The following is a 20,479-nucleotide window of genomic DNA, read 5'->3' on the forward strand; positions in this document are numbered from 1 at the left end:
AACGTTTTCCGCATGCAACTTTTGCCCTTTAATAATATCACTTCTATGACAATTAACACACGTCCTTCCATTCGTCAAACGTGAATATCCCCCCGTGGGAACGTAACATTCCCTTGAGTTCTGGTGGCAAAAAACCTATTCTTGAATGGCCATATATGCAAATATCTTTCGAACATGACTCTTCACGCACAGGCAAGACTGCGGATAGAGGCACCGGCATTTCTTCACTTCATGCACAAGGGAGTCCTTTATGTCGAAATCACAATCAGCACTTCTCCCCTTTCTGTTTCTTCTGCTGGGCATACCGGCTTTCGCCCTGGAAACCACGGTGGTCAATCACCGAGTGAAAACCGAATACCTGCAGCTTGATGGAACCGTCGAGGCGGTCAGACAGAGCACCGTCTCGGCCCAGACAAGCGGCACGGTGAAGGCAATTTACTTTGATGTGGACGATGCTGTGCCGGCGGGAGCGCTTATCCTTGAGCTGGATGACCGCGAGCACCGCGCACGCGTCAACCAGGCCAGAGCGGCTTTCAACGAGGCAACTGCCGGCCTTAATGATGCCCAATCCAACCATGAACGTGTCAAAAGACTCCATGAACAGGGCATTGCATCTTCGGCTCAGTTTGACCAGGCGCGCAATCAGCTCTCAGCAGCACAGGCTCGACTGGCGCGCTCACAGGCCGCGCTGGAAGAGTCTCAGCAACACCTGGCCTACACCAGCATCAGCGCCCCCTATGGAGGCCTGGTAACCCGCCGGCACGTGGAAATCGGAGAGGCTGTCAGCCCAGGAACTCCACTGCTCAGCGGCCTTACCCTGGAAGAACTGCGGGTGGTTACGGCCCTGCCCCAGCGCTTTGCCGCCTTAAGCCGCCAGGAGCGAAAATTCCGCGTAATCATGGACGATGGAACTCCCCTTGAAACCGGTGTTACCACCTTGTATCCCTACGCTGATCCATCCACCCATACCTTCAGGGTGCGCATAGACATAGAAAATCCTGCCGCCAGCCTCTTTCCCGGCATGCTGGTGAGAGTCGAGGTGCCAGTGGCGCAACGGTCGGCTCTCTGGATTCCCACCACTTCACTGGTGCGCCAGGGAGAACTGCGGGCGGTCTATGTCGTGGATGAAAGCATGCGGCCTCGTCTGCGTCAGGTGCGTGTGGGCAGTCACGATGGGGAGCTCCTGGAGATTCTCGCAGGACTGTCCGCCGGGGAAATTATCGCGCTGCATCCCCACGAGGCGCTGCAGCTTCTCCAGACGAGGTCACACTGATGACGAAGAACACGGGATTTTCGGGAAGAATAGCGGCGGCATTTCAGGCGTCACCCATCACGCCACTGCTGGCCATAGCGGGACTGCTCATGGGACTCTTTGCCATCACGGTCACCCCCAAAGAGGAAGAACCCCAGATTGATGTGACCATGGCCGATGTCTTTATCGCATATCCAGGCGCCAGCCCGGTGGAGGTGGAGCAGCTCATCGCCACTCCAGCCGAGCAGGTACTCAGTGAAATCGAGGGTCTTGAACACATCTACTCTGTCTCGCGCCATGGCATGGCCGTGGTGACCCTGCAGTTTAAGGTGGGTGTGCCACGACAGGACGCGCTGGTTCGCCTGTACAATCAGGTTTATGCAAACCAGGACTGGCTGCCTCCCCATCTGGGCACCATGCCTCCCATTATCAAGGCCAAGGGCATTGATGATGTTCCCATCATGTCCCTGACGCTCTTCAGCCCGCAAGACACACGCAGCCCGGCCGACCTCACTGCCGTGGCCCATGCTCTGGAAGTCGAGCTCAAGCGCATTCCCGGCACCAGGGATATCTATACCATTGGCTCCGCGCCGGAGCAGGTTCAGGTGATTTTTGATCCAGCCAGGCTCCATGGCTACAACCTTGCCCTGGATGACATCCGCCAGGCACTGCTGGCCGCCAATACCACCAGCCAGGAAAGCCGCATTGTACGGGAAGGAGTCGCTCTTCCGGTTCAGGTCGGAAGTTTTCTGGAACATGTGGATGAAGTGCGTGGACTGGTGATCGGCATGCACAACGGGGCACCGGTCTTTCTGGAGGATGTGGCTGTCATTACCCGTGAGGCCGCTGTGCCTGACCACAGTGTCATACTGGGCTTTGGTCCTGGAGAACATCGCCATGGATCACAGCAGTTTTTCCCGGCGGTTACCATGGCTATCGCCAAACAACCCGGTCAGAATGCCATTGACATAACCACTGCCATTACAGAACGCCTGGAGCTGCTGCGGGATCTGGTTATCCCTGACGGCGTCGAGATCCTCATTACCCGTGATTACGGCCAGACTGCCGCCGATAAGTCCAACACCCTGATTGCCAAACTGATGTTGGCAACCGGTTCCGTAATCCTGCTGGTACTGGCAACCCTTGGCTGGCGTCAGGCGTTGATCGTCGGCATAGCTGTGGTCATCACCCTGGCCATTACCCTCTTCTTCTCCTGGGCGTGGGGATTCACCCTCAACCGGGTCTCCCTCTTCGCCCTGATCTTCTCCATCGGTATCCTGGTGGATGACGCCATTGTCGTGGTGGAGAACATCCACCGCCATATGCAGATGGGCAATAAAACCCTGGCCGAAGCCATTCCCCTGGCTGTCGACGAGGTGGGCGGGCCGACGATTCTGGCCACATTCACGGTTATCGCGGCTCTGCTGCCCATGGCCTTTGTCAGCGGCCTCATGGGCCCTTATATGAGCCCCATTCCCATTAACGCCTCTGCCGGAATGCTGATATCGCTGATCATCGCCTTTGTGGTCACTCCCTGGCTGACCCTGAAGCTCATGCAACATCCGCAGCACCCTGCCGGTGAAGCCCCAGCGCCCCACGAGGGTCCGAATCCCCGTGTAGAGCGCTTTTTCCAGCGGGTATTTGATCCATTTCTCGGTGGCCGACGTGGCAGGCGCTGGCTACTGGCTGCCGGTGTAGTCGCCCTTACCCTGGCGGCCATGCTGCTGCCCGTTGGCAAACTGGTGATCATGAAAATGCTGCCCTTCGATAACAAGTCGGAGTTTCAGATTCTGGTCGACATGCCCGAGGGAACGCCCATGGAGCAGACCATGGCTACGCTGCTGGCTTTTGGACAATACCTGGAAACAGTACCCGAAGTAACCAACTGGCAGGCCTACGCAGCCACTTCCTCACCCATGAGCTTTAATGGACTGGTCCGTCAGTACTACCTGCGCAGTGAGTCCCACCATGGCGATATTCAGGTGAATCTCTCTGACCGGCGCGAACGCAAGCGCAAGTCCCATGAAATTGCCCTGGCGGTACGCGCTCCGCTGCAGGAAATTGCCCGCGAGAGCAAAGCCAATGTGAAAATTGTCGAAGTACCACCGGGACCACCGGTTCTGGCACCCATAGTCGCGGAAATCTATGGTCCTTCTCCCGAAACGCGCGCCCGTATGGCTGAGCGCATCACCGATCTGCTGCGCCAGCGCGAAGGGGTCGTGGACGTGGACAACACCCTGGAAACTCCTTCTCCAAAATGGTTTATCCATGTGGATCGCCAGCGTGCCGCCAACCTGGGCGTGGCCCAGTCCCAAGTGGTCGACGCCCTGACCATGGCACTGGGCACTGAGCAGGTCAGCTTTCTGCATGATCCCTATCGTAAGTATCCTCTACCGATACGGGTCCATCTCAGCGAAGCGGACAAGGCGCAGCCTTCACAGCTGCTGTCACTAAAAGTGCGCAACCGCAGCGGCCAGCTCGTCTTTCTGGGGGAAGTGGCGGATATCGTGGAATCCAGCTGGCAGGGCGCGATCTATCATAAGGATCTGCTCCCGGTAAGCTATGTAATGGCCGATATGGCCGGCAAGCTCGACTCGCCACTGTATGGCATGTTTGACGCCGTGGCAGTCCTGGCGGGAGAAGAGAACGCGCCCGAACAGTATTTCATCCGCCAGCCTTCGTGGCCGGCAACGCCGGCCATCAAGTGGGATGGCGAGTGGCAGATTACCTATGAGACCTTTCGCGATATGGGCATTGCCTACGCTGTTGGCTTGATTCTCATCTACATGCTGGTGGTGGGGCAGTTCCGCTCCTACCTGGTGCCCCTGGTGATCATGGCCCCTATCCCCCTGACCCTGGTGGGCATTATGCCGGGACACGCTCTCCTGGGGCAGCAGTTTACTGCCACCAGTATGATCGGCATGATCGCCCTGGCGGGCATTATCGTGCGCAACTCTATCCTGCTGGTGGACTTCATGAATCACAGTCTGCGCAGTGGTCAGAGCTGGGAGGAAGCCGTGGTACACGCCAGCGCGGTGCGCGCGCAGCCTATTATTCTGACGGCTGTGGCCGCCATGATCGGCGCTCTGTTCATCATTGATGATCCGATCTTCAACGGCCTGGCCATATCGCTGATCTTCGGACTGGCCGTCTCCACCCTGCTGACGCTGGTGGTCATTCCGCTGCTCTACTACGCGCTCTTTCGCCACCGGGGCATTCCCGTATAGGGAGTGCCCCCAAAGGCCCTTCAGGTGATGCGGAAGTCAGCGCTGAAGTCGTATTGCTCGTAGAGCACTTCCTCCATCACTAACCCGCAGGGGGCCGCTGTCCTGCCACCCCGGGTACGGTCACGACTCAGGAGTATTTCCGGAATGCTGCGATCCAGGCACCCGATGGCGCGATCTACGGCGGTGCCGACCATGATGCGGATCATGTGTTTGAGGAACCCATTGCCATGGAAGTGAATGTGCAGCTTGTGGGGGCTCTCCACCCGGACACCGATGGAATAGATGGTGCGGACGGTGGTTTTGGTGGTGGCTTTCTTGGCCCGGCAGGCTTTGAAGTCGTGCTCGCCCACAAAGTGGTTCAACTCCTCCTGCAGACGAGCCGGATCGATGGTCTGTCGCACATGCCAGCTGTAAAGCCGCTGCAGAGGATCGGGCTGACAGCCGTGCAGAATGGCATAACTATATTTTTTGCTGTGGGTTGAATACTGGCTGTGGAAATCTTCATCCACATCAAAGGCGTTGCGCACACGGATATCACGGGGCAGCATGGAGTTCATGCCCATGATGATCTTGAACAGGGGAATCGTGCTGGTGGTGGTCAGATGGCAGATCTGCCCCCGGGCGTGCACACCGGTGTCGGTGCGGCCGGAACCATGGATATACAGCGGGTGATTGCATACGCTTCCCGCCGCGTGCTCCAGAATGGCCTGGATGGTGTTTGCGGCGTTTTCCTGGGTCTGCCAGCCGTGGTAATGGGTGCCGTCATAGGCGACTTTCAGGGCTATGCGCCGGTTGGTGGTTCCTTCGGTCATGATTCCAGCTGATCCATATAGCGACGTGCGTGGGAGAGGGATTCGGCCGTGATATCGACGCCGCTGAGAATTCGGGCGATTTCAGCGACCTTCTCCTCATGGTCAAGGGCGTCCACACGGGTCATGGTGGCATTGCCACTGGTAATTTTGGTAATGCGGTAGTTCTGATCACCCTGTACCGCGACCTGGGGCAGGTGGGTGATCACCATGACCTGGTGCCGGCGGGCCAGCTCCTTGAGTTTTTTGCCCACCATTTCCGCCACAGCGCCGCTGACGCCGGTGTCAACCTCATCAAAGACCATGGTGGCGGCGTGGGTTTCCCGTTCGGCCAGTGCCCCCTTGATGGCCAGCATAATGCGACTCATCTCGCCGCCACTGGCGACTTTGGCAAGGGGCTTCAGGGATTCACCCTTATTGGCGGAAAGAAGGAATTCCACCTGCTCCAGACCTTCTTCAGCTGGCTCGTCAAGGGATGTCATGCTGACCTCAAAGCGACAGTTCTTCATATGCAGCTGGTTGAGGTGCTGCAGGATGCTGCTGGTGATGTAGGCGGCTGCCTTCTGCCGCTGCGCGCTCAGTTGCCGTCCACTGTCCATGGCTTTGGCCAGGGCCTCTTCGCTGTCCGCCTGCAGTTTCTCCAGGTCAAGACTCTGCTCAAGTTCCGATTGCTCTGCCCGCAGCTCTTCCCCATATTCCAGGATGGCCTGAACTGTCGTGCCATACTTGAGCTTCAGGCTGTCAATCAGCCGTATCCGTCCTTCCACAATGGCAAGCTGTTTTTCATCAGCTTCAATTTCCTGGGCTTTCTGGCCGGCAACGGCTGAAATATCCGTGATGGTGGTCACGGCCCCTTCCAGCTCACTCAGGTAGGAGTGAAAGTCGTTGTCAAATCTGGTCAGACTGACGAGCTGCCGTTTAACCTGGGCAAGCCGTGCCAGGATGGCATCATCGGCCTCTTCAAGGGCGTCATACACCTGCTGACACAGGTCGACGATATCCTGGGCATGGGTCAGCACCCGCAGCTGGTTCTCCAGTTCCTCATCTTCACCGGGCTGCAGGCGGGCGCTGTCAATTTCCTCCAGCTGTCCCTGAATAAAGTCGAGGCGCTGACGGGCTTCGCGTACCCGGGAAGCGGCCTCGTCATAGTGGCGACGCTTGCGACGGTAGTCCTGATAGTGCTCTCGATAGGCTTCAAGCTGTTGCGGCGCTTCCAGAAAAGCGTCAAGAAAACTGACGTGGCGCGCTGGCTGCAGGAGCATCTGGTGGTGATTCTGGGCGTGGATGGTTACCAGGTGATCGGCAAGGGTCTTCAGAAAAGCCACCGGCTGCATGGCGGCATTGACGTACACCTTGTTCTGCCCGTTGACATTGACCACACGGCGGATAATCAACTGGTCATCATCGCAGTCGATATCCTGCTCCCGCAGCAGCTGGCACAGCTCAGGGTGCAGGTTCTCAAAGAGCGCCTGCACTTCCATGCTCTCCTCGCCGCTGCGAATCAGCTCCTTGGGGGCCTTGGCACCACAGATAAGCCCCAGGGCGTCAATGATGATGGATTTCCCGGCTCCGGTTTCACCAGTCAGAATATTCAGTTGATGGTGGAAGTTGACGGTAACCTCTTTAATGATGGCGAGGTTTTTTATGGTGAGTTCCTGCAGCATGGTTCAGAGCTCCGCCCATTTCATCTTTTCTTTGAGAATCGCGTAATAATTCTTCTTCGGGTGGGTGATCATTCTGATCACCGCGTCTGATTTCGCAATATGAATGATATCATCGGTCTGCAGTCCCACTCCCACCTGTCCGTCCAGGGTAAGCATCACATCGCTGCTGTGACTTTTGACGCGGATGGAAAGGTGCACTCCATCGGCGGGAATCACAATGGACCGGTTGGTGAGCATATGGGGGCAGATCGGCGTGATGATCATGTTTGTCAGGGACGGATGGATGATGGGGCCGTTGGCGGCCAGGTTGTAGGCCGTCGAGCCCGTGGGGGTTGAGACAATCAGGCCATCGGAGCGGTAGCGGGTGACAAACTGGTCGTTGACAAAGAGTTCCAGCTCGATAATGCGTGCCAGGGCACCCTTGTTGATGACAACGTCATTGAGCACATTATGGGTGCCGAAACGCTCTCCGCGACGATGTACATGGGCATTGAGCATCATACGATTATCGACGCGATAGTTTCCCTTGAGTATCTCAGCCAGCACGGGAAAGAGCTGATCGACGGTCACTTCCGTCAGGAAGCCAAGGCGTCCCAGATTCACCGCCAGTATGGGAGTGGAGGTGGCCGCCATGAGACGTGCCACGCCAAGGATCGTGCCATCGCCTCCCAGGGCGACCAGCAGGTCGACTTCGTTGACCAGTTGACTTTTATTCACCCACTTTTCCATATTGCAGGTGCGGGCGGTATCTTCGTCGAGATCGTAGCGGATACCCTGGGATTCGAGAAAGGCGATCAACTCACTGACAACGGTGCGGGTGAGCTCCTGTTTCGGTTTCCCGATAATCCCCACATACTTAATGGTTTCCATGTACCTTCCCTATCAGCGCGGCTGCCTGGGAGGCAATCCCTTCACCGCGACCAGTAAAGCCAAGTTTTTCCGTGGTGGTGGCCTTCACATTCACCTCGTCGACGGTTATGCAGAGATCTTCGGCGATATTACGACGCATCTGGTCGATATAGGACGCCATTTTGGGTGCCTGGGCAATGATGGTAGCATCGATGTTCACTACCGTATACCCCGACTGCGCAATGCGTTGACGGACTTCGCGCAGCAGTATCCGGCTGTCTATATCCTTGAACGCCTGCTGATTGTCGGGGAAGTGCCTGCCGATATCGCCCAGAGCCGCAGCACCCAGGAGCGCGTCACAAATGGCATGCAGCAGCACATCCGCGTCGGAGTGCCCCTGAAGCCCAAGGGGGAAGGGTATTTCAACCCCGCCGACTATCAGTTTGCGCCCGGCTGCCAGGGCGTGGACATCAAATCCCGTGCCGATTCGGTACATGCACGCTCCGCATCACTCTGCTTTTCTGGGTTTACGCCGGTTTCTGGAGCGCGATGAACGCTTGGGGCCCGAGGCAGCTTCCTGTGGTGCAGCCTCCCTTTTCTGTGGAGCGGGAAGCGGTCGCAGCAGCTCATCCCCGGGATATTTACAGGTGAGTTTCTTCCCGATGTAGTCTTCGATGGCAGGGATATAAAAGGAATCGTTTTCACAGGCAAAGCTGACCGAGATGCCGGAGGCTCCGGCTCTGCCGGTACGGCCGATACGGTGCACGTAGTCTTCGGGGTTTTCGGGCAGGTTGTAGTTGATGACGTGGCTGATGCTGTCCACGTGGATGCCGCGACCGGCCACGTCGGTGGCCACCAGGACGGCGATCTTGCCTTCGCGGAAGTTTTCCAGGGTGCGAATACGCTTTGCCTGGGGCACTTCACCGGAAAGTATCGCATTGGTGACACCATAGCGAGTCAGTTTTTCCGAAAGGTGGCGGGTCTCATCGCGGCGGTTGGCGAAGACGATGACGCGGGTCAGGTTCGCCTGATTAATGGTGTTCCACAGCAGGGTGAATTTTTCCTCACGGGTGGTGATATAGACGAGCTGATCGACGGTTTCTACGGTTACCTGTTCCGGCTCGATCTCCACCATGAAGGGCTCGGTCATCCAGGCGGATGCCAGACGGGTGACTTCATTGGAAAGCGTGGCCGAGAAAAGCAGTGTCTGGCGCAGGTGCTTGGGCATGGTGGAGTTGACGATCTGGCGCACATCGGGAATAAATCCCATGTCCAGCATGCGGTCGGCTTCATCGATAACCAGTATTTCGACTTTCCCCAGGAAGACGCACTTCTGATACTTCAGATCCAGCAGTCTGCCAGGGGTAGCCACCACAATATCCACCGCTTCGTTCTCCAGGCGCTGGCGCTGTTTGTTCATGTCCATGCCGCCAAAGAGCGTCACGATCTTCAGGGGGGTATAACGACACAGGTCATGGGCATCCTTGGATATCTGCATTGCCAGCTCACGGGTCGGAGCGAGAATCAGGGCTCGTGGACGTCCAATGCTGGCTTTTTCTTGGGGACGGGACAGCAGCCGGCAGATGATGGTCATGAGAAAAGCCGCGCTCTTGCCGGTTCCTGTCTGGGCTTTCCCTATGGCATCCTTGCCCTCTATGGCCCGGGGCAGTACCTGTTCCTGGATCGGCGTACAGTACGCAAAACCAAGATCGTAAATGGCATGCATCAACTCTTCCGGCAGATTCAGGTCGTGAAAACGGACGCGCCCTTCCTGGGGGTCAACCTGAAAGACTTCGGGAGTCCAGGGTGTTGATTCCGGTCGCACGGTCTGCTCGGTTTTTTCGGCAGATGCCCGGCGCTTTTTTCCGCCACTGCGGGGGACGCGCTCCGGTTCAGTATTTGGCGTTTCCTTGGGCTTTGGAGCTGTTTTGGCACTCTTTTTCCGCTGGGACTTGTACAGGGGCTTTGGCGATGTCGTGTCTGTCGTGTTCTCAGCGGACGATGAACTCTGTGATGACTGCCCTTTGAGTTTTCGCAGGGGCAGTTTGCGGATTTTGTTCAGTAAGTAGCGTAACAATGGCTTCCCCGATGCAGGTATTGATATACAGGGGCTGGCTCATCCCAGGGATGGCTGCAGCCACTGAGCAAAGCTGTGTTCAGCGCTTCGCGCATCCATCGATAGCGGCGATGCGGTAAGCTTCGCTGAAAGTAGGCGTATTGAACACCATCGCCGGGAAATGGTCAATTTTTTTATTGGCGAGTATGGCCATATACCCGGTATGGATGATTTCCGTCGCCGCGGTGCCAATGACGTGTACGCCGAGGATCTCGCCAGTGTCCTGGTGGAAGAGGATCTTCAGCATGCCCTGGATATCGCTGGAAATTATCCCCCGTGGGAGATCGCTGAAGCGCACACGACCACAGTTGTATTGAAATCCCCTGGCAACACACTCCTGAGTGGTCATGCCAACCATGCTGATCTCGGGAATGGTATAGACTCCGTAGGGAAAGACCGTCGGGAACGGTGTTGTGGGGGTGCGGAAGGCGAAGCGAACCGCCATCTGGCCCTGCAGGGCACTGGTGCTGGCAAGACTCGGCCAGCCGATCACGTCACCAGTGGCAAATATATGGCGAACCTCGGTTTGATAAAGGTCGTTGACTGGGATATACCCGCGATCGTTCAAGGCTATGCCGGCGTTTTCCAGCTTCAGGGACTCCGTGTTGGCTACCCGCCCCAGGGCATAGAGCACAAGATCAGCCTGATAGGTCTGATGTTCCGTCTGCACAATACCTGTATCGCCATCGCGCCGGACGCTTACAATCTGCTCGGCATGGGCGAAGCCGACTCCGTTTTCCCCCATGATAGAGGTCAGTGTCTCCCCGATCTCTTCATCCAGGAACTGCAGGGGCCTCTGATTGCGATCCAGCAACAGGACTTTGGTACCGAGAGCCGCGAAAATGGTAGCATACTCGGTACCGATTACCCCACCACCGATGACAATCATGGTTTTTGGAATACGCCCCGCCCGCAGCAGGCCCGTACTTTCGAAGATGACCTCGTTATCTATGGGAATATCCTGGGGCGTACGTGGTCGACTGCCTGTGGCGATGAGAATCGTATCTCCTGTTACGGCACTGCGCTGCTGTGGGCCACGGACCTCAAGGGTATGGGCATTGATAAACCGCGCGCTCCCCGTCAGCACTTCCACACCCAGGGCGCTGAGCTGGCGCGTGATATTGGTCAGGCCAAACCTGATCACCGAGGATACTTCACGTTCAAGATCTTCAAAGGAGACCTGCTGGCAGTGATCAAGGCTCGGCTCCTGGGCACACTGTTCCTGAACGGACAGGGTGGATGTCAGGATACTTCCCTTGCCCGTAAGCTTCAGAACGGCTTCACGCAGGGTCTTACTGGGGATGGTGCCATTATGCAGATAGTTGCCCCCTTCAAAACCCATCTCTTCGACCACCAGGATTTTTTTTCCCAGTTTTACCGCCTCCAGGGCAGCGTTCAGGCCTGCCGGGCCGCTGCCAATGACAATAAGATCATATTGATATGCCATCTGCTCACCTGCTCTCTCTGACTTTTTTTGCCACTATACCACAGTTTCCGGCTGTACGCTGAAACTGCCACAATTCCCCGCTGACGCCCCATACTGACACTGGATCACGGCTGCTCGCACTGATCACCCCGACACAGGCGTCGTCGCCAGACAAATTTCTCCACTTCAACCACAAGAAAGATAGCGACGCCGATCCAGATAATGCGCAGCCAGGCTGTGAGGTCCAGCGGACCGGTTCCGAAGAGCTGCTGCATGGGTGGAAAATACGTGAAAAGCCCCTGCAGGACAATGACCACACCAATGGCTATCCAGGCGTAAATATTCCCGGTAAACGCCAGCGGGCTGAAGCTGGTATCAATAATACGGCGCACACTGAAGAGGTAGAAGATCTGCCCCACCACGAGTCCGTTGATGGCAGCGCTGCGGGCACTCTCCAGGCTCATGTGTTTATTGTCGAGCCCCCACTGAAACATGCTCAGACTGCCAATGACCAGAATCATGGAGACAAAGGCGATACGCCAGATCAGGAAGGGCGACAGTATGGGTTCTCCAGGGTCACGGGGTGGACGATTCATGACATTGCGTTCTGAGGGGTCAAAGGCCAGTACCAGAGCCAGGGTCACCGCCGTGACCATATTGACCCAGAGTATCTGTACCGGCGTGATGGGCATGGCCGCCATGCCCAGCAGAATGGCAACCAGAATGGCACCGGCCTGACCACCGTTGGTAGGCAGGATAAAGAGAATCGCCTTCTTGAGATTATCGTAAATGGTACGGCCCTCCTTGACCGCTGCCACGATGGAGGCAAAGTTGTCATCGGCCAGCACCATCTTGGAAGCTTCCTTGGAGACCTCGGTTCCCTTGATGCCCATGGCCACACCAACATCAGCCCGTTTCAGGGCGGGAGCATCGTTCACTCCGTCACCGGTCATGGCGACAATATTCCCCTGACTCTGCAGGGCCTTTACCAGGCGCAGCTTGTGTTCAGGACTGGAGCGGGCGAAAATATCAACCTCGTCAATTCGGCGCATCAGCTCCTCATCATCCATGGTTTCCAGCTCACTGCCCGTCAGGGCCGTGGTACCATCGCCAATACCAAGTTCCTTGCCGATAGCGCGCGCGGTAAGCGCGTGATCTCCAGTGATCATTTTGACACGTATTCCCGCACTCAGGCACTGGCGTATGCCCTCAATGGCCTCCGTGCGCGGTGGATCGATAATGCCCACCATACCCAGCAGAACCAGCCCGCTTTGCACGTCGTCAAAGGACAGTTCCGTCTGCTGCGCCGGCATGGGCTTGCAGGCCAGTGCCAAAGTACGCTGCCCCTGGCTGGCTATCTGCTGGATGCACTCCTGCCAGTATGCTTTCTCCAGCGAGACATTGCTGCCATCCTGAGTACGCTGCTGTTCACACATCTCCAGCAGTCTTTCGGGAGCCCCCTTGACAAAAGCGAAACCCTTGCCATTGTGGTCGTGGTGCAAAGTCGCCATGAAGCGGTGATCTGACTCAAAGGGAATGGAGTCGTCGCGTGGGTATTTTCCCTGCTCCTGCCTGCGGTCCATGCCCGCTTTCAGGGCAAGGGTAATCAGGGCTCCTTCGGTTGGGTCACCCTGAATGGTCCACTCATTTTCCGACTGGGAAAGCACCGAGTCATTACACAGCAGGCCCACACGGCACAGATGACGCAGCAGCGTGTCGGTATCGGCTTCTATGCGCTCACCGTTGCGGTGAAAATTCCCTACAGGCTGGTAGCCGACTCCGTCCACTTCAATCAGGCCATCAGCCGTTGCTATGGTGGTTACGGTCATCTCATTGCGGGTCAGGGTGCCGGTTTTATCGGAGCAGATCACCGTTACTGAGCCGAGGGTTTCCACTGCCGGCAGCTGACGGATAATGGAATTGCGCCTGGCCATACGCTGTACGCCCAGGGCAAGGGTGATGGTCATAATGGCCGGCAGACCTTCAGGTATGGCGGCAACGGCAAGGCTTACGGCGGCCAGAAGGTTTTCCACCAGATTGTACCCCTGAAAAAGCAGCCCAATGGTGAAGGAAAAAGCCGCCAGAAGAAGAATGGCCATGGTGAGAATGCGACCGAAGTGATCCATTTTCCTGAGCAGTGGAGTTGTAATGGCCTCGACTTCCGTGAGCATGGCATTGATGCGACCGATCTCCGTCGCCACACCCGTGCCGCTGACCACGCCACGGGCCTGCCCATAGGTGACCAGGGTTCCCGAGTAGGCCATGCCTTTGCGATCACCTATAGGCGCATCTTCCGGAACCGCGGTGGTGTATTTTTCCGCTGGTACGGATTCGCCCGTGAGCATTGCCTCGTCGATACGCAGATCACGCGCACGGAAGATACGCACATCAGCGGGTACCTTATCGCCGGACTGCAGGATCACCACATCGCCGGGCACCAGGGTATCCGCGGCAACCTGGAGCTGCTTGCCATCACGCAGAACCAGCGCCTGGGGCGAGAGCATATTGCGGATGGCGTCAAGGGCCTTTTCGGCTTTGCCTTCCTGAATAAATCCGATAAAGGTATTGATAATCACCACGCCCAGGATGACTCCGGTATCCACCCACTCTCCCAGGAAGGCGGTAACCACAGCGGCCACCAGCAGCAGGTAGATGAGCACATTGTGCAGCTGCGAAAGGAAACGCATGAGCGCGCTTTTTTTCAGGGGCGCTGGCAGACTGTTGGGGCCATATTCCTTCAGACGCTCCTGAACTTCCTCGGGGGTCAGGCCTTCCGGACGGCTCTTCAGTTGTTCCATAGCCACATCGGCTTCAAGTGCGTGCCAGTTCATGGTGTCAGACGTGCGACCGGACATTGGACCTCCTTCGTCATGCATCAGGGTGTTCTGTGTGTTGCTGTCGGGGGTATTGGTATGTCAATCCATCTTCCTGGTATTTTTCCAGTGTTTCATGGCAGTGTCTGCCAGTTCCATGATGCCGGCAAGGGTTTTGCGATAGAAGCGGCGAACCGGAATATCGTTGATCGTCACCTGATCGGCATCCCGCTGCAGCAGAATTTTCTCGCCCACTTCCAGTGGCGCAATGGAGGCCAGAGCAGCAGGGTCGACGGCAATCAGAAAGCGGTACTCCTTCTTATCCACCCGGGCTCGGAAAAGCAGCAGTGAGTTCATGGGGGTTTCGCCGCGAAAGTTATAGCGTGTGGTGCTGCTCAGAAGCCGTGCCATCACTTCCTTTTTACCACTGAAAAGGGCTTCAAGGGTTACCTGTTCTGGTTTCATGGCCGAGAGCACTGGAAACTCCTCGCGCACCGGTTTATAGGGAATCGGCTGCCGTTGATGGTTATGGGAAGTACGCTCCAGCAGGATAACCACGTTGTTGTTAATGGGGCCACCGATGGAGTGGCTCAGCCCCGCTTCAAACTGACCGTCGCGGATCATCTGATGATTTTCCACCACCTGTACCATGCCCGTGGCTCCCAGGGGGTGGCCACGCCCCTTCAGCCCACCTGTCAGGTTAGTGGGAAAGCGACCATTCTCACCGGTAATGCGGTCATCAAGGTAGGATTCCAGCATATCATCGCGGTCAAGGATGCCAAAATCAGCCAGATTAACTGGCCCGAACCCGTTGAATGGATCGTGCATATTGATGTGAACGCGGTTTTCCAGTTCCTGGAGTGTTGTCAGGCCAGCCATGGCCAGGGCGTAGCGCAGGGCGATTATGGTGGCGGGGAAGGTGGTGAAGGTTTCGCGATCGGCGATAGTGGGAATATCGGTTCCGGAACCAACGCCGGCGACCATGACTTCCCGGGGAGTGCTGGTCAGCAGGCAGGCTGCCAGTCCATCGGACATGGGACAGAAATCGTGGTAACGCATGGGATCGAAGTACAGGCTGTTTTTCCCGTTGCGGATTTCTTCGAAATATTTTTCGACGGGTAATTCAAAGTCAAAGTGGGCGTTGGGATTGCGCGCTGAATAGAAGTGAGCCCGCTGGGTCAGGCGAGCGGAGTACTGGCTCCACTGTTCCTGGCTGAGATTGAAGCGCGCCATCAGCGCCTTGGCAACCAGGGCGCCACAGGCTGGCATGGTCAGACCGAACTCAGCCTCTTCACGATCAATGACTCCAGCGATGATATTGGTGGCTTTTTCCGTGGAGGTATCGCTCATCTTCTGGATGCCAATAGCCAGAACATTCTCGTGCCGTCCCGAAGCGACCTCCAGATAGGCTTCTTCAAAAGCACTGGCTCCCGATGACGAAGCGGTATCGATGAGAATGGATTTGGCACCACTGATGCGCAGAATCCCGGCTATTTTCGCCGCCACGTTATCGACTTGGCTGAAGGCAAAGGGATTCTGGCTGCCGACGATTACAGCGTCGATGGAAGAGCGGGGTACAGGGCCATTGTCGAGAAAGGAATCGAGCATCTTGACAAGCTCGAAGAACGTTTTCTTTTCCCGATGGCGGCCATCGTATTTGCCCACGGGGATCATAAAGGAATCGGCAATATAAACGGATTGGGGGCGGAATATACTCATAGGCGCTCCTCATCAATCTGCATGGCACAGGAGCATACCATAAGTGATTCTCCGGAGCACGTTCTCACCGTGGAATTCACAGAAATATCACAACGAGATCAAACGGACAAAGGATCAGATACCGGAAATAAAGTCAGTAATCCACTGATAGGCTGAAAGCTTCGCCTGGTTATAGTGTTCCACGCTCACATTCATCTCCTGCAGAGCACCCTGCACCAGGGTGTAATCGTCCTGTTCGGAAGCCATGACCAGCCAGAGCAGTTTCCCCAGCAGACCATCATAGTTGACGACGGCCTCATAGATATCCTGTGGGACATTCAGACGGGTCAGAATGTCCTCCTTCAGGGAATGAAACACCACGTCCACAAGCGAGAGAACCCCCACAAAGAACGCGGTGTCAGAGCGCCTGGAAACAGCATTCTTTTCAATGGCGACAAAGAGATTTTCCATGAGTTTGGCCCGGAAGAGGGCGGTCTGAAAAACGGCGTCATAAACCCCGAGATGCTCCTTACTGGGGTTGGCGTATACGAGAAGCATAAGCCAGTTCAGCAGCTGACGCATGCCGATCATGACAATAGCCTGTTGCACTGACTCGATGCGGTTGCGCAGAAACATGGCACCTGAATTGATGAAGCGCAGCAGCAAAAAGGTAAGCTGAGGACTTTGGCGGAACGCCTCGACTATCTTGATGTTCTCGGCATCGCTGCGGATGAGAGTTACCAGATTCATAATGGAAAGTTTCGAGGGTTCTATGGATTTTTGCTGCATGATCTGCGGTTTCGCGAAATAGTACCCCTGAAAGTAGTTGATACCCAGGTCCCTGCAGTATTCATACTCTTCGCGGGTTTCCACTTTCTCGGCCAGCAGTTTCACGGAAAAGCGTTTCAGAAGCTCAATCTGTTTCGGAAACCGCTCACGATTGATGCTGGGAACTTCTATTTTGATATACTCGACTTTTTTCAACAAAGGGGTAAACTTCTCGACATATTCAGCAGTGAACTCAAAATCATCAAGGGCAAAGCGGTAGCCCTTCTCCCGCAGCTCATCGACGCGACGGATGAGGAACTGGTCGACCCGACAGGATTCCAGAATCTCCAGCACAAAGTTTTCGCGCGGTATGATCTCCACCGCCTCGCCCATAAGCAGATTGCGATCCACATTGATAAAGCCGGTGCCGCCGGAAGTAAGATTTTCCGCACCAAAATTGCCGAAAATATTGGTAATCATGCGCGCGCTGACATGATTCACGTCAATGACTTCGGCATGGTTCGCGCTGCCCCCCTGCCGGAAGAGGAATTCGTACGCGCAGACCTGTTGTCGATCGTCCAATATGGGCTGACGGGCGATGAACACATCATCCATGATAGCAACTCCTTGTTATCTGCCAGGTAATATACGGCAGTACCAAAGTTTGTCAATGAAATGCCGCCGTCCGTGCGGCACTCCGTTGTACCTCAGGTTCTGTCCCCCAGAACGGCAAATTATCGACGATCATCCTGATACCCTGCTGAAATGAGGAGGCGGCCCTCAACACCACCCTTTTCTTCCATCCACTAACCTCGCAACGCGGTTCATGAGCTTCTTTTTTGGAGAGGGGACTTCTGTCGGCTATCCTGAACAGGTGAGCCAACGATCCGGAAAAACGGGCGTTCGGGGGGGCGCATTTTTGAGTCCTTTCTGCGCGGTCATAAAGGACAATATCCAGAGGCGAAAAAGTGGAATACCAGATAAGTCAAGCATTCAAAATCAATACAGTTTCCACGAGATACATGCCAGTATAATAATACGTTAACTCAAGACAGCAAGGTGCGAAAGTTGAGAAACATAGTCGTAAAATCAGATGCATCGCGTATGCAAGCCACACTTTCCCATGCGATAAACACTTATGCCGAAAAACCTTAACCTATGCCAGCAGGGCGCTGAACTTCCATCATACGCTGCGCAAAGCTTGCGTCAAACCAGGGTTTTTCCCTATTGAAAAGCTGAGGGGAATACAGTACAAATTGGAGAGTTTAAAGAGTCTGCCCCAGCAAACAGCGGGGCAACTGGAGGAAATATGTTTGGTTTGGGTGTTTGGGAACTTGCTATTATTCTGGTCATCATCCTTGTGATATTTGGCGCAGGTAAGCTCCCACAGATCGGTGCAGGCCTTGGAAAAGGTATTAAGAATTTCAAAGACTCCGTCAAGGAAGAAGACAAGGCCATAGAAAACAAGACCGAGTCACCGGGTAAAGAAGAAGAGAAGAAAGATGTTTAACATCGGATTACCGGAGCTGCTGGTTATTATGGTGGTCGCTCTGCTGATCATCGGCCCCAAAAAACTTCCCGATGTCGCCAAAAGTCTTGGAAAGGGTTTCGGTGAATTCAAACGAGCCATGAATGACCTGCGCGACACCGTCAACATTCACGAAACCGGCCCGACATCAAACCAGCGTGAAAACGCTCAGTCAGGCAACAATCGAGTGATTGACGTCAAGAAAGCCGATGAGTCCGCCGCGCCCACACAAACGGCAGAGAACCCTTCTGCTGCACCTCAGGAAAACGATTCGAAGAAAGAGAACTCATAAATGGCCCCGAACCGCGATGACGCGGCAGAGCAGCTCAACGATGACCAGGTGATGCCCCTGACGGCTCACCTGGAAGAATTGCGTACCAGGCTTGTTCGCTCATTCATAGCCATTGGCGTGTGCTTTGCCGTCGTATATTTTTTCAGTAAAGAGATCATGCTCTTCCTGCAACAACCGGTACTGGCAGCCTTCCCACCAGGAGCTACCCCTTTCGCCCTGCTGCGTCTGCCGGAAGGCTTTTTCACCGAGCTGAAGGCGTCACTGCTGGTTGCTGTCTGTGTTGCCATGCCTTACATCCTCTTTCAGGCATGGAAGTTTATCGCACCTGGCCTGTATCCCCGTGAGCGCAAAGCCACCATTCCCCTGGTAGTCTTTGCGACCATCTTCTTCTTCGTCGGTGCCAGCTTTGCCTACTATATTGTCTTTCCACTGGGCTTTCAGTTTTTCCTGAACTATGCCGAAGGCAGTGTTATTGCCAGCCTTTCGCTGGGATGGTATCTGACCTTTGTGGTAAAGCTGATCATGGCGTTCGGCATTGCCTTTGAACTGCCGGTCATCGTCTTTGTACTGGGCCGCCTGGGGCTGGTCAGCGCCGCTGCCATGCGCAAAGGCCGCAAGATCGCCATTCTTGTCATTTTCGCTGGCGCAGCCATACTCACGCCACCGGATATTGTCACCCAGGTCATGATGGCCGGACCTATGATTCTGCTCTACGAGGGCAGTATCATTATCGTCAGGCTTTTCGGCAAAAAACCGGAAGACTTCACCCTGGAAGATGAGTCTCCCGCCTCCTGAGTGTTCATTCACAGGCCGCAGCCTGAATCTGCGGCCTGATTCCTTTGTGGGAGAACCCCATGCACGTTGCCTTCCATGCCCTTGCGCACCTCTATAAAATGCCCACCTATCAGAGCGAAGGCGCCAGTGGACTTGACCTGTATGCCGCTGAAGACGCCCTGCTCATTCCCCATGAGCCCCACGTGGTCGCGACGGGATTTGCCATGGAAATACCCAGTGGCTACGAAGCCCAGATTCGACCGCGCAGTGGATTAGCCCTCAGGCACGCCATTACCCTGCCCAACAGTCCAGGCACCATCGACTGTGATTACCGCGGCGAAATCAAAGTCATCCTTCTGAACCTTGGCAGAGAACCCTACGCCGTGAAGCGCGGCGATCGCATTGCCCAGATGGTATTTGCGCCCGTAACACGAGTCACACTCACTGACGTCGGGAACCTGAGTGATACGGCGCGCGCCAGCGGGGGATTCGGCAGCACCGGGCTCCGTGACACTACCTCTTGATGCGCGCTCTTTACGGTAACACCTCAAATTTCACACTTGTTGTCCTGGGTTAAGACACTATTATCATGACATTTATCGCGCGGCAACTGCATTGATTTTGAATGTTTGTTTCCGGATATTGTCCTTTTTGACCGCGCAAAAAGGACACAAAAACGCGCCCCCCGAACGCCCGTTTTTCCGGATCGCCTGCTCGCCTGTCCTGGAGATCCGGCAGCAGGCTGCTCAAAGAGGCCCATCTGCTGCGTTGCCGGGCATCGCTCGTCACTGCGACGTACAGGGAGTACGCCTCCTTTCTCGCTTTGCCCGCGCCTTGCACCTGGGCCTCTTTGCGTTGCCTGACCACTGCCTCCCTGCAGTGCTGCCGGACCACTCACTTCCTGTGAGTGTCCCGTTCGGGTCTTGCCAGCCAGGCGTCGCACTCACCGGACGGGCTCAGGGGGGGGAACGGCCTGCTCCTGTCTCTCCCCCGTGTTCTTTCCCAGCCAGGGCGCGCCGACTGTCAGGCTGCTGAAAAGCCACGGAGGGCGGTTGTTTGCGGTCCCCAGTTCCAGGCAAGCGGACGGCTGAAAAGGACAGCACTGAGGGTCGCTTCCCAGCCACTTTTGGCGACCCAAAAGTGGCAAAAGAGACTCATGAACAGGGTGAGGGCAATGTCAAGCGACGCAGTCTGTGCAGAACCATTTCCTCCATTTCAGCATGACATGTGGGTCGGCGCCGACAACCTGCCGCTTCGGGGGTG

Annotated in this window: 15 protein-coding genes; 6 read left to right on the forward strand and 9 right to left on the reverse strand. The window is 55.9% G+C overall.

Translation table 11 applies throughout. The annotated features are described in order from the left end of the window. The first annotated feature begins 250 nt into the window (after positions 1–250). Both ACZ46I_RS10580 and ACZ46I_RS10585 read left to right on the forward strand, forming a co-directional pair. Positions 251–1,273 (forward strand): efflux RND transporter periplasmic adaptor subunit, encoded by a 1,023-nt coding sequence (locus ACZ46I_RS10580; protein ID WP_464280756.1) that lies wholly within the window; start codon positions 251–253, stop codon positions 1,271–1,273. Beyond that, positions 1,273–4,479: an efflux RND transporter permease subunit gene (locus tag ACZ46I_RS10585; protein WP_464280757.1), complete on the forward strand. Its 3,207-nt coding sequence runs from the start codon at positions 1,273–1,275 to the stop codon at positions 4,477–4,479. The genes ACZ46I_RS10580 and ACZ46I_RS10585 overlap by 1 nt, the downstream gene beginning before the upstream one ends. Before the next feature lie 20 nt (positions 4,480–4,499). On the opposite strand, the gene truA is transcribed toward ACZ46I_RS10585, so the two are convergent. The 9 genes from truA to ACZ46I_RS10630 form a co-directional block, all read right to left on the reverse strand. Then, positions 4,500–5,291: a tRNA pseudouridine(38-40) synthase TruA gene (gene truA, locus ACZ46I_RS10590; protein WP_013505881.1), complete on the reverse strand. Its 792-nt coding sequence runs from the start codon at positions 5,289–5,291 to the stop codon at positions 4,500–4,502. After that, positions 5,288–6,952 (reverse strand): DNA repair protein RecN, encoded by a 1,665-nt coding sequence (gene recN, locus ACZ46I_RS10595; protein WP_464280758.1) that lies wholly within the window; start codon positions 6,950–6,952, stop codon positions 5,288–5,290. Before recN ends, truA begins: the two co-directional genes overlap by 4 nt. Positions 6,953–6,955: 3 nt before the next feature. Further along, positions 6,956–7,822 (reverse strand): NAD(+)/NADH kinase, encoded by an 867-nt coding sequence (locus ACZ46I_RS10600; RefSeq protein WP_226509025.1) that lies wholly within the window; start codon positions 7,820–7,822, stop codon positions 6,956–6,958. Beyond that, positions 7,809–8,297: a 2-C-methyl-D-erythritol 2,4-cyclodiphosphate synthase gene (gene ispF, locus ACZ46I_RS10605; RefSeq protein WP_464280759.1), complete on the reverse strand. Its 489-nt coding sequence runs from the start codon at positions 8,295–8,297 to the stop codon at positions 7,809–7,811. The genes ACZ46I_RS10600 and ispF overlap by 14 nt, the downstream gene beginning before the upstream one ends. Before the next feature lie 12 nt (positions 8,298–8,309). After that, a complete protein-coding gene (locus tag ACZ46I_RS10610; protein WP_464280760.1) occupies positions 8,310–9,878 on the reverse strand; it encodes a DEAD/DEAH box helicase in 1,569 nt (522 codons plus the stop codon). 79 nt (positions 9,879–9,957) lie between these two features. Beyond that, positions 9,958–11,364 (reverse strand): Si-specific NAD(P)(+) transhydrogenase, encoded by a 1,407-nt coding sequence (gene sthA / locus ACZ46I_RS10615; RefSeq protein WP_464280761.1) that lies wholly within the window; start codon positions 11,362–11,364, stop codon positions 9,958–9,960. A 104-nt stretch (positions 11,365–11,468) separates the two neighbouring features. Beyond that, positions 11,469–14,198, reverse strand: coding sequence for a cation-transporting P-type ATPase (locus tag ACZ46I_RS10620; protein ID WP_226509023.1), 2,730 nt, complete (start codon positions 14,196–14,198; stop codon positions 11,469–11,471). A gap of 60 nt (positions 14,199–14,258) precedes the next feature. Beyond that, entirely contained in the window at positions 14,259–15,875 is a 1,617-nt protein-coding gene (locus ACZ46I_RS10625) for a thiolase family protein (protein WP_013505874.1), read from the reverse strand. Between the two features lie 114 nt (positions 15,876–15,989). Then, positions 15,990–17,237, reverse strand: a complete 1,248-nt coding sequence (locus ACZ46I_RS10630; protein WP_464280762.1) for an EAL and HDOD domain-containing protein — start codon at positions 17,235–17,237, stop codon at positions 15,990–15,992. Positions 17,238–17,931: 694 nt separating this feature from the next. Here ACZ46I_RS10630 and tatA point away from each other — a divergent pair. The 4 genes from tatA to dut are packed head-to-tail and all read left to right on the forward strand — an operon-like array spanning position 17,932 to position 19,740. Next, positions 17,932–18,132, forward strand: coding sequence for a twin-arginine translocase TatA/TatE family subunit (tatA, locus tag ACZ46I_RS10635; RefSeq protein ID WP_013505872.1), 201 nt, complete (start codon positions 17,932–17,934; stop codon positions 18,130–18,132). After that, a complete protein-coding gene (locus ACZ46I_RS10640) occupies positions 18,125–18,442 on the forward strand; it encodes a twin-arginine translocase TatA/TatE family subunit (RefSeq protein ID WP_013505871.1) in 318 nt (105 codons plus the stop codon). The genes tatA and ACZ46I_RS10640 overlap by 8 nt, the downstream gene beginning before the upstream one ends. Further along, entirely contained in the window at positions 18,443–19,237 is a 795-nt protein-coding gene (gene tatC / locus ACZ46I_RS10645; protein WP_464280763.1) for a twin-arginine translocase subunit TatC, read from the forward strand. A gap of 59 nt (positions 19,238–19,296) precedes the next feature. Further along, the gene (gene dut / locus ACZ46I_RS10650) at positions 19,297–19,740 is read left to right on the forward strand and encodes a dUTP diphosphatase (RefSeq protein WP_464280764.1); all 444 of its coding nucleotides are present in this window, start codon (positions 19,297–19,299) and stop codon (positions 19,738–19,740) included. Positions 19,741–20,479: the final 739 nt, after the last annotated feature.

The sequence above is a fragment of the Desulfurispirillum alkaliphilum genome, assembly GCF_055378285.1.

Coding starts and splice junctions, on each gene's coding strand:
- ACZ46I_RS10620 (WP_226509023.1), bottom strand. CDS start 14,198: ATGTCCGGTCGCACGTCTGACACCATGAACTGGCACGCACTTGAAGCC.
- sthA (WP_464280761.1), bottom strand. CDS start 11,364: ATGGCATATCAATATGATCTTATTGTCATTGGCAGCGGCCCGGCAGGC.
- tatC (WP_464280763.1), top strand. CDS start 18,443: ATGGCCCCGAACCGCGATGACGCGGCAGAGCAGCTCAACGATGACCAG.
- ACZ46I_RS10630 (WP_464280762.1), bottom strand. CDS start 17,237: ATGGATGATGTGTTCATCGCCCGTCAGCCCATATTGGACGATCGACAA.
- truA (WP_013505881.1), bottom strand. CDS start 5,291: ATGACCGAAGGAACCACCAACCGGCGCATAGCCCTGAAAGTCGCCTAT.
- ACZ46I_RS10600 (WP_226509025.1), bottom strand. CDS start 7,822: ATGGAAACCATTAAGTATGTGGGGATTATCGGGAAACCGAAACAGGAG.
- ACZ46I_RS10580 (WP_464280756.1), top strand. CDS start 251: ATGTCGAAATCACAATCAGCACTTCTCCCCTTTCTGTTTCTTCTGCTG.
- ACZ46I_RS10585 (WP_464280757.1), top strand. CDS start 1,273: ATGACGAAGAACACGGGATTTTCGGGAAGAATAGCGGCGGCATTTCAG.
- ACZ46I_RS10640 (WP_013505871.1), top strand. CDS start 18,125: ATGTTTAACATCGGATTACCGGAGCTGCTGGTTATTATGGTGGTCGCT.
- recN (WP_464280758.1), bottom strand. CDS start 6,952: ATGCTGCAGGAACTCACCATAAAAAACCTCGCCATCATTAAAGAGGTT.
- ispF (WP_464280759.1), bottom strand. CDS start 8,297: ATGTACCGAATCGGCACGGGATTTGATGTCCACGCCCTGGCAGCCGGG.
- dut (WP_464280764.1), top strand. CDS start 19,297: ATGCACGTTGCCTTCCATGCCCTTGCGCACCTCTATAAAATGCCCACC.
- ACZ46I_RS10625 (WP_013505874.1), bottom strand. CDS start 15,875: ATGAGTATATTCCGCCCCCAATCCGTTTATATTGCCGATTCCTTTATG.
- tatA (WP_013505872.1), top strand. CDS start 17,932: ATGTTTGGTTTGGGTGTTTGGGAACTTGCTATTATTCTGGTCATCATC.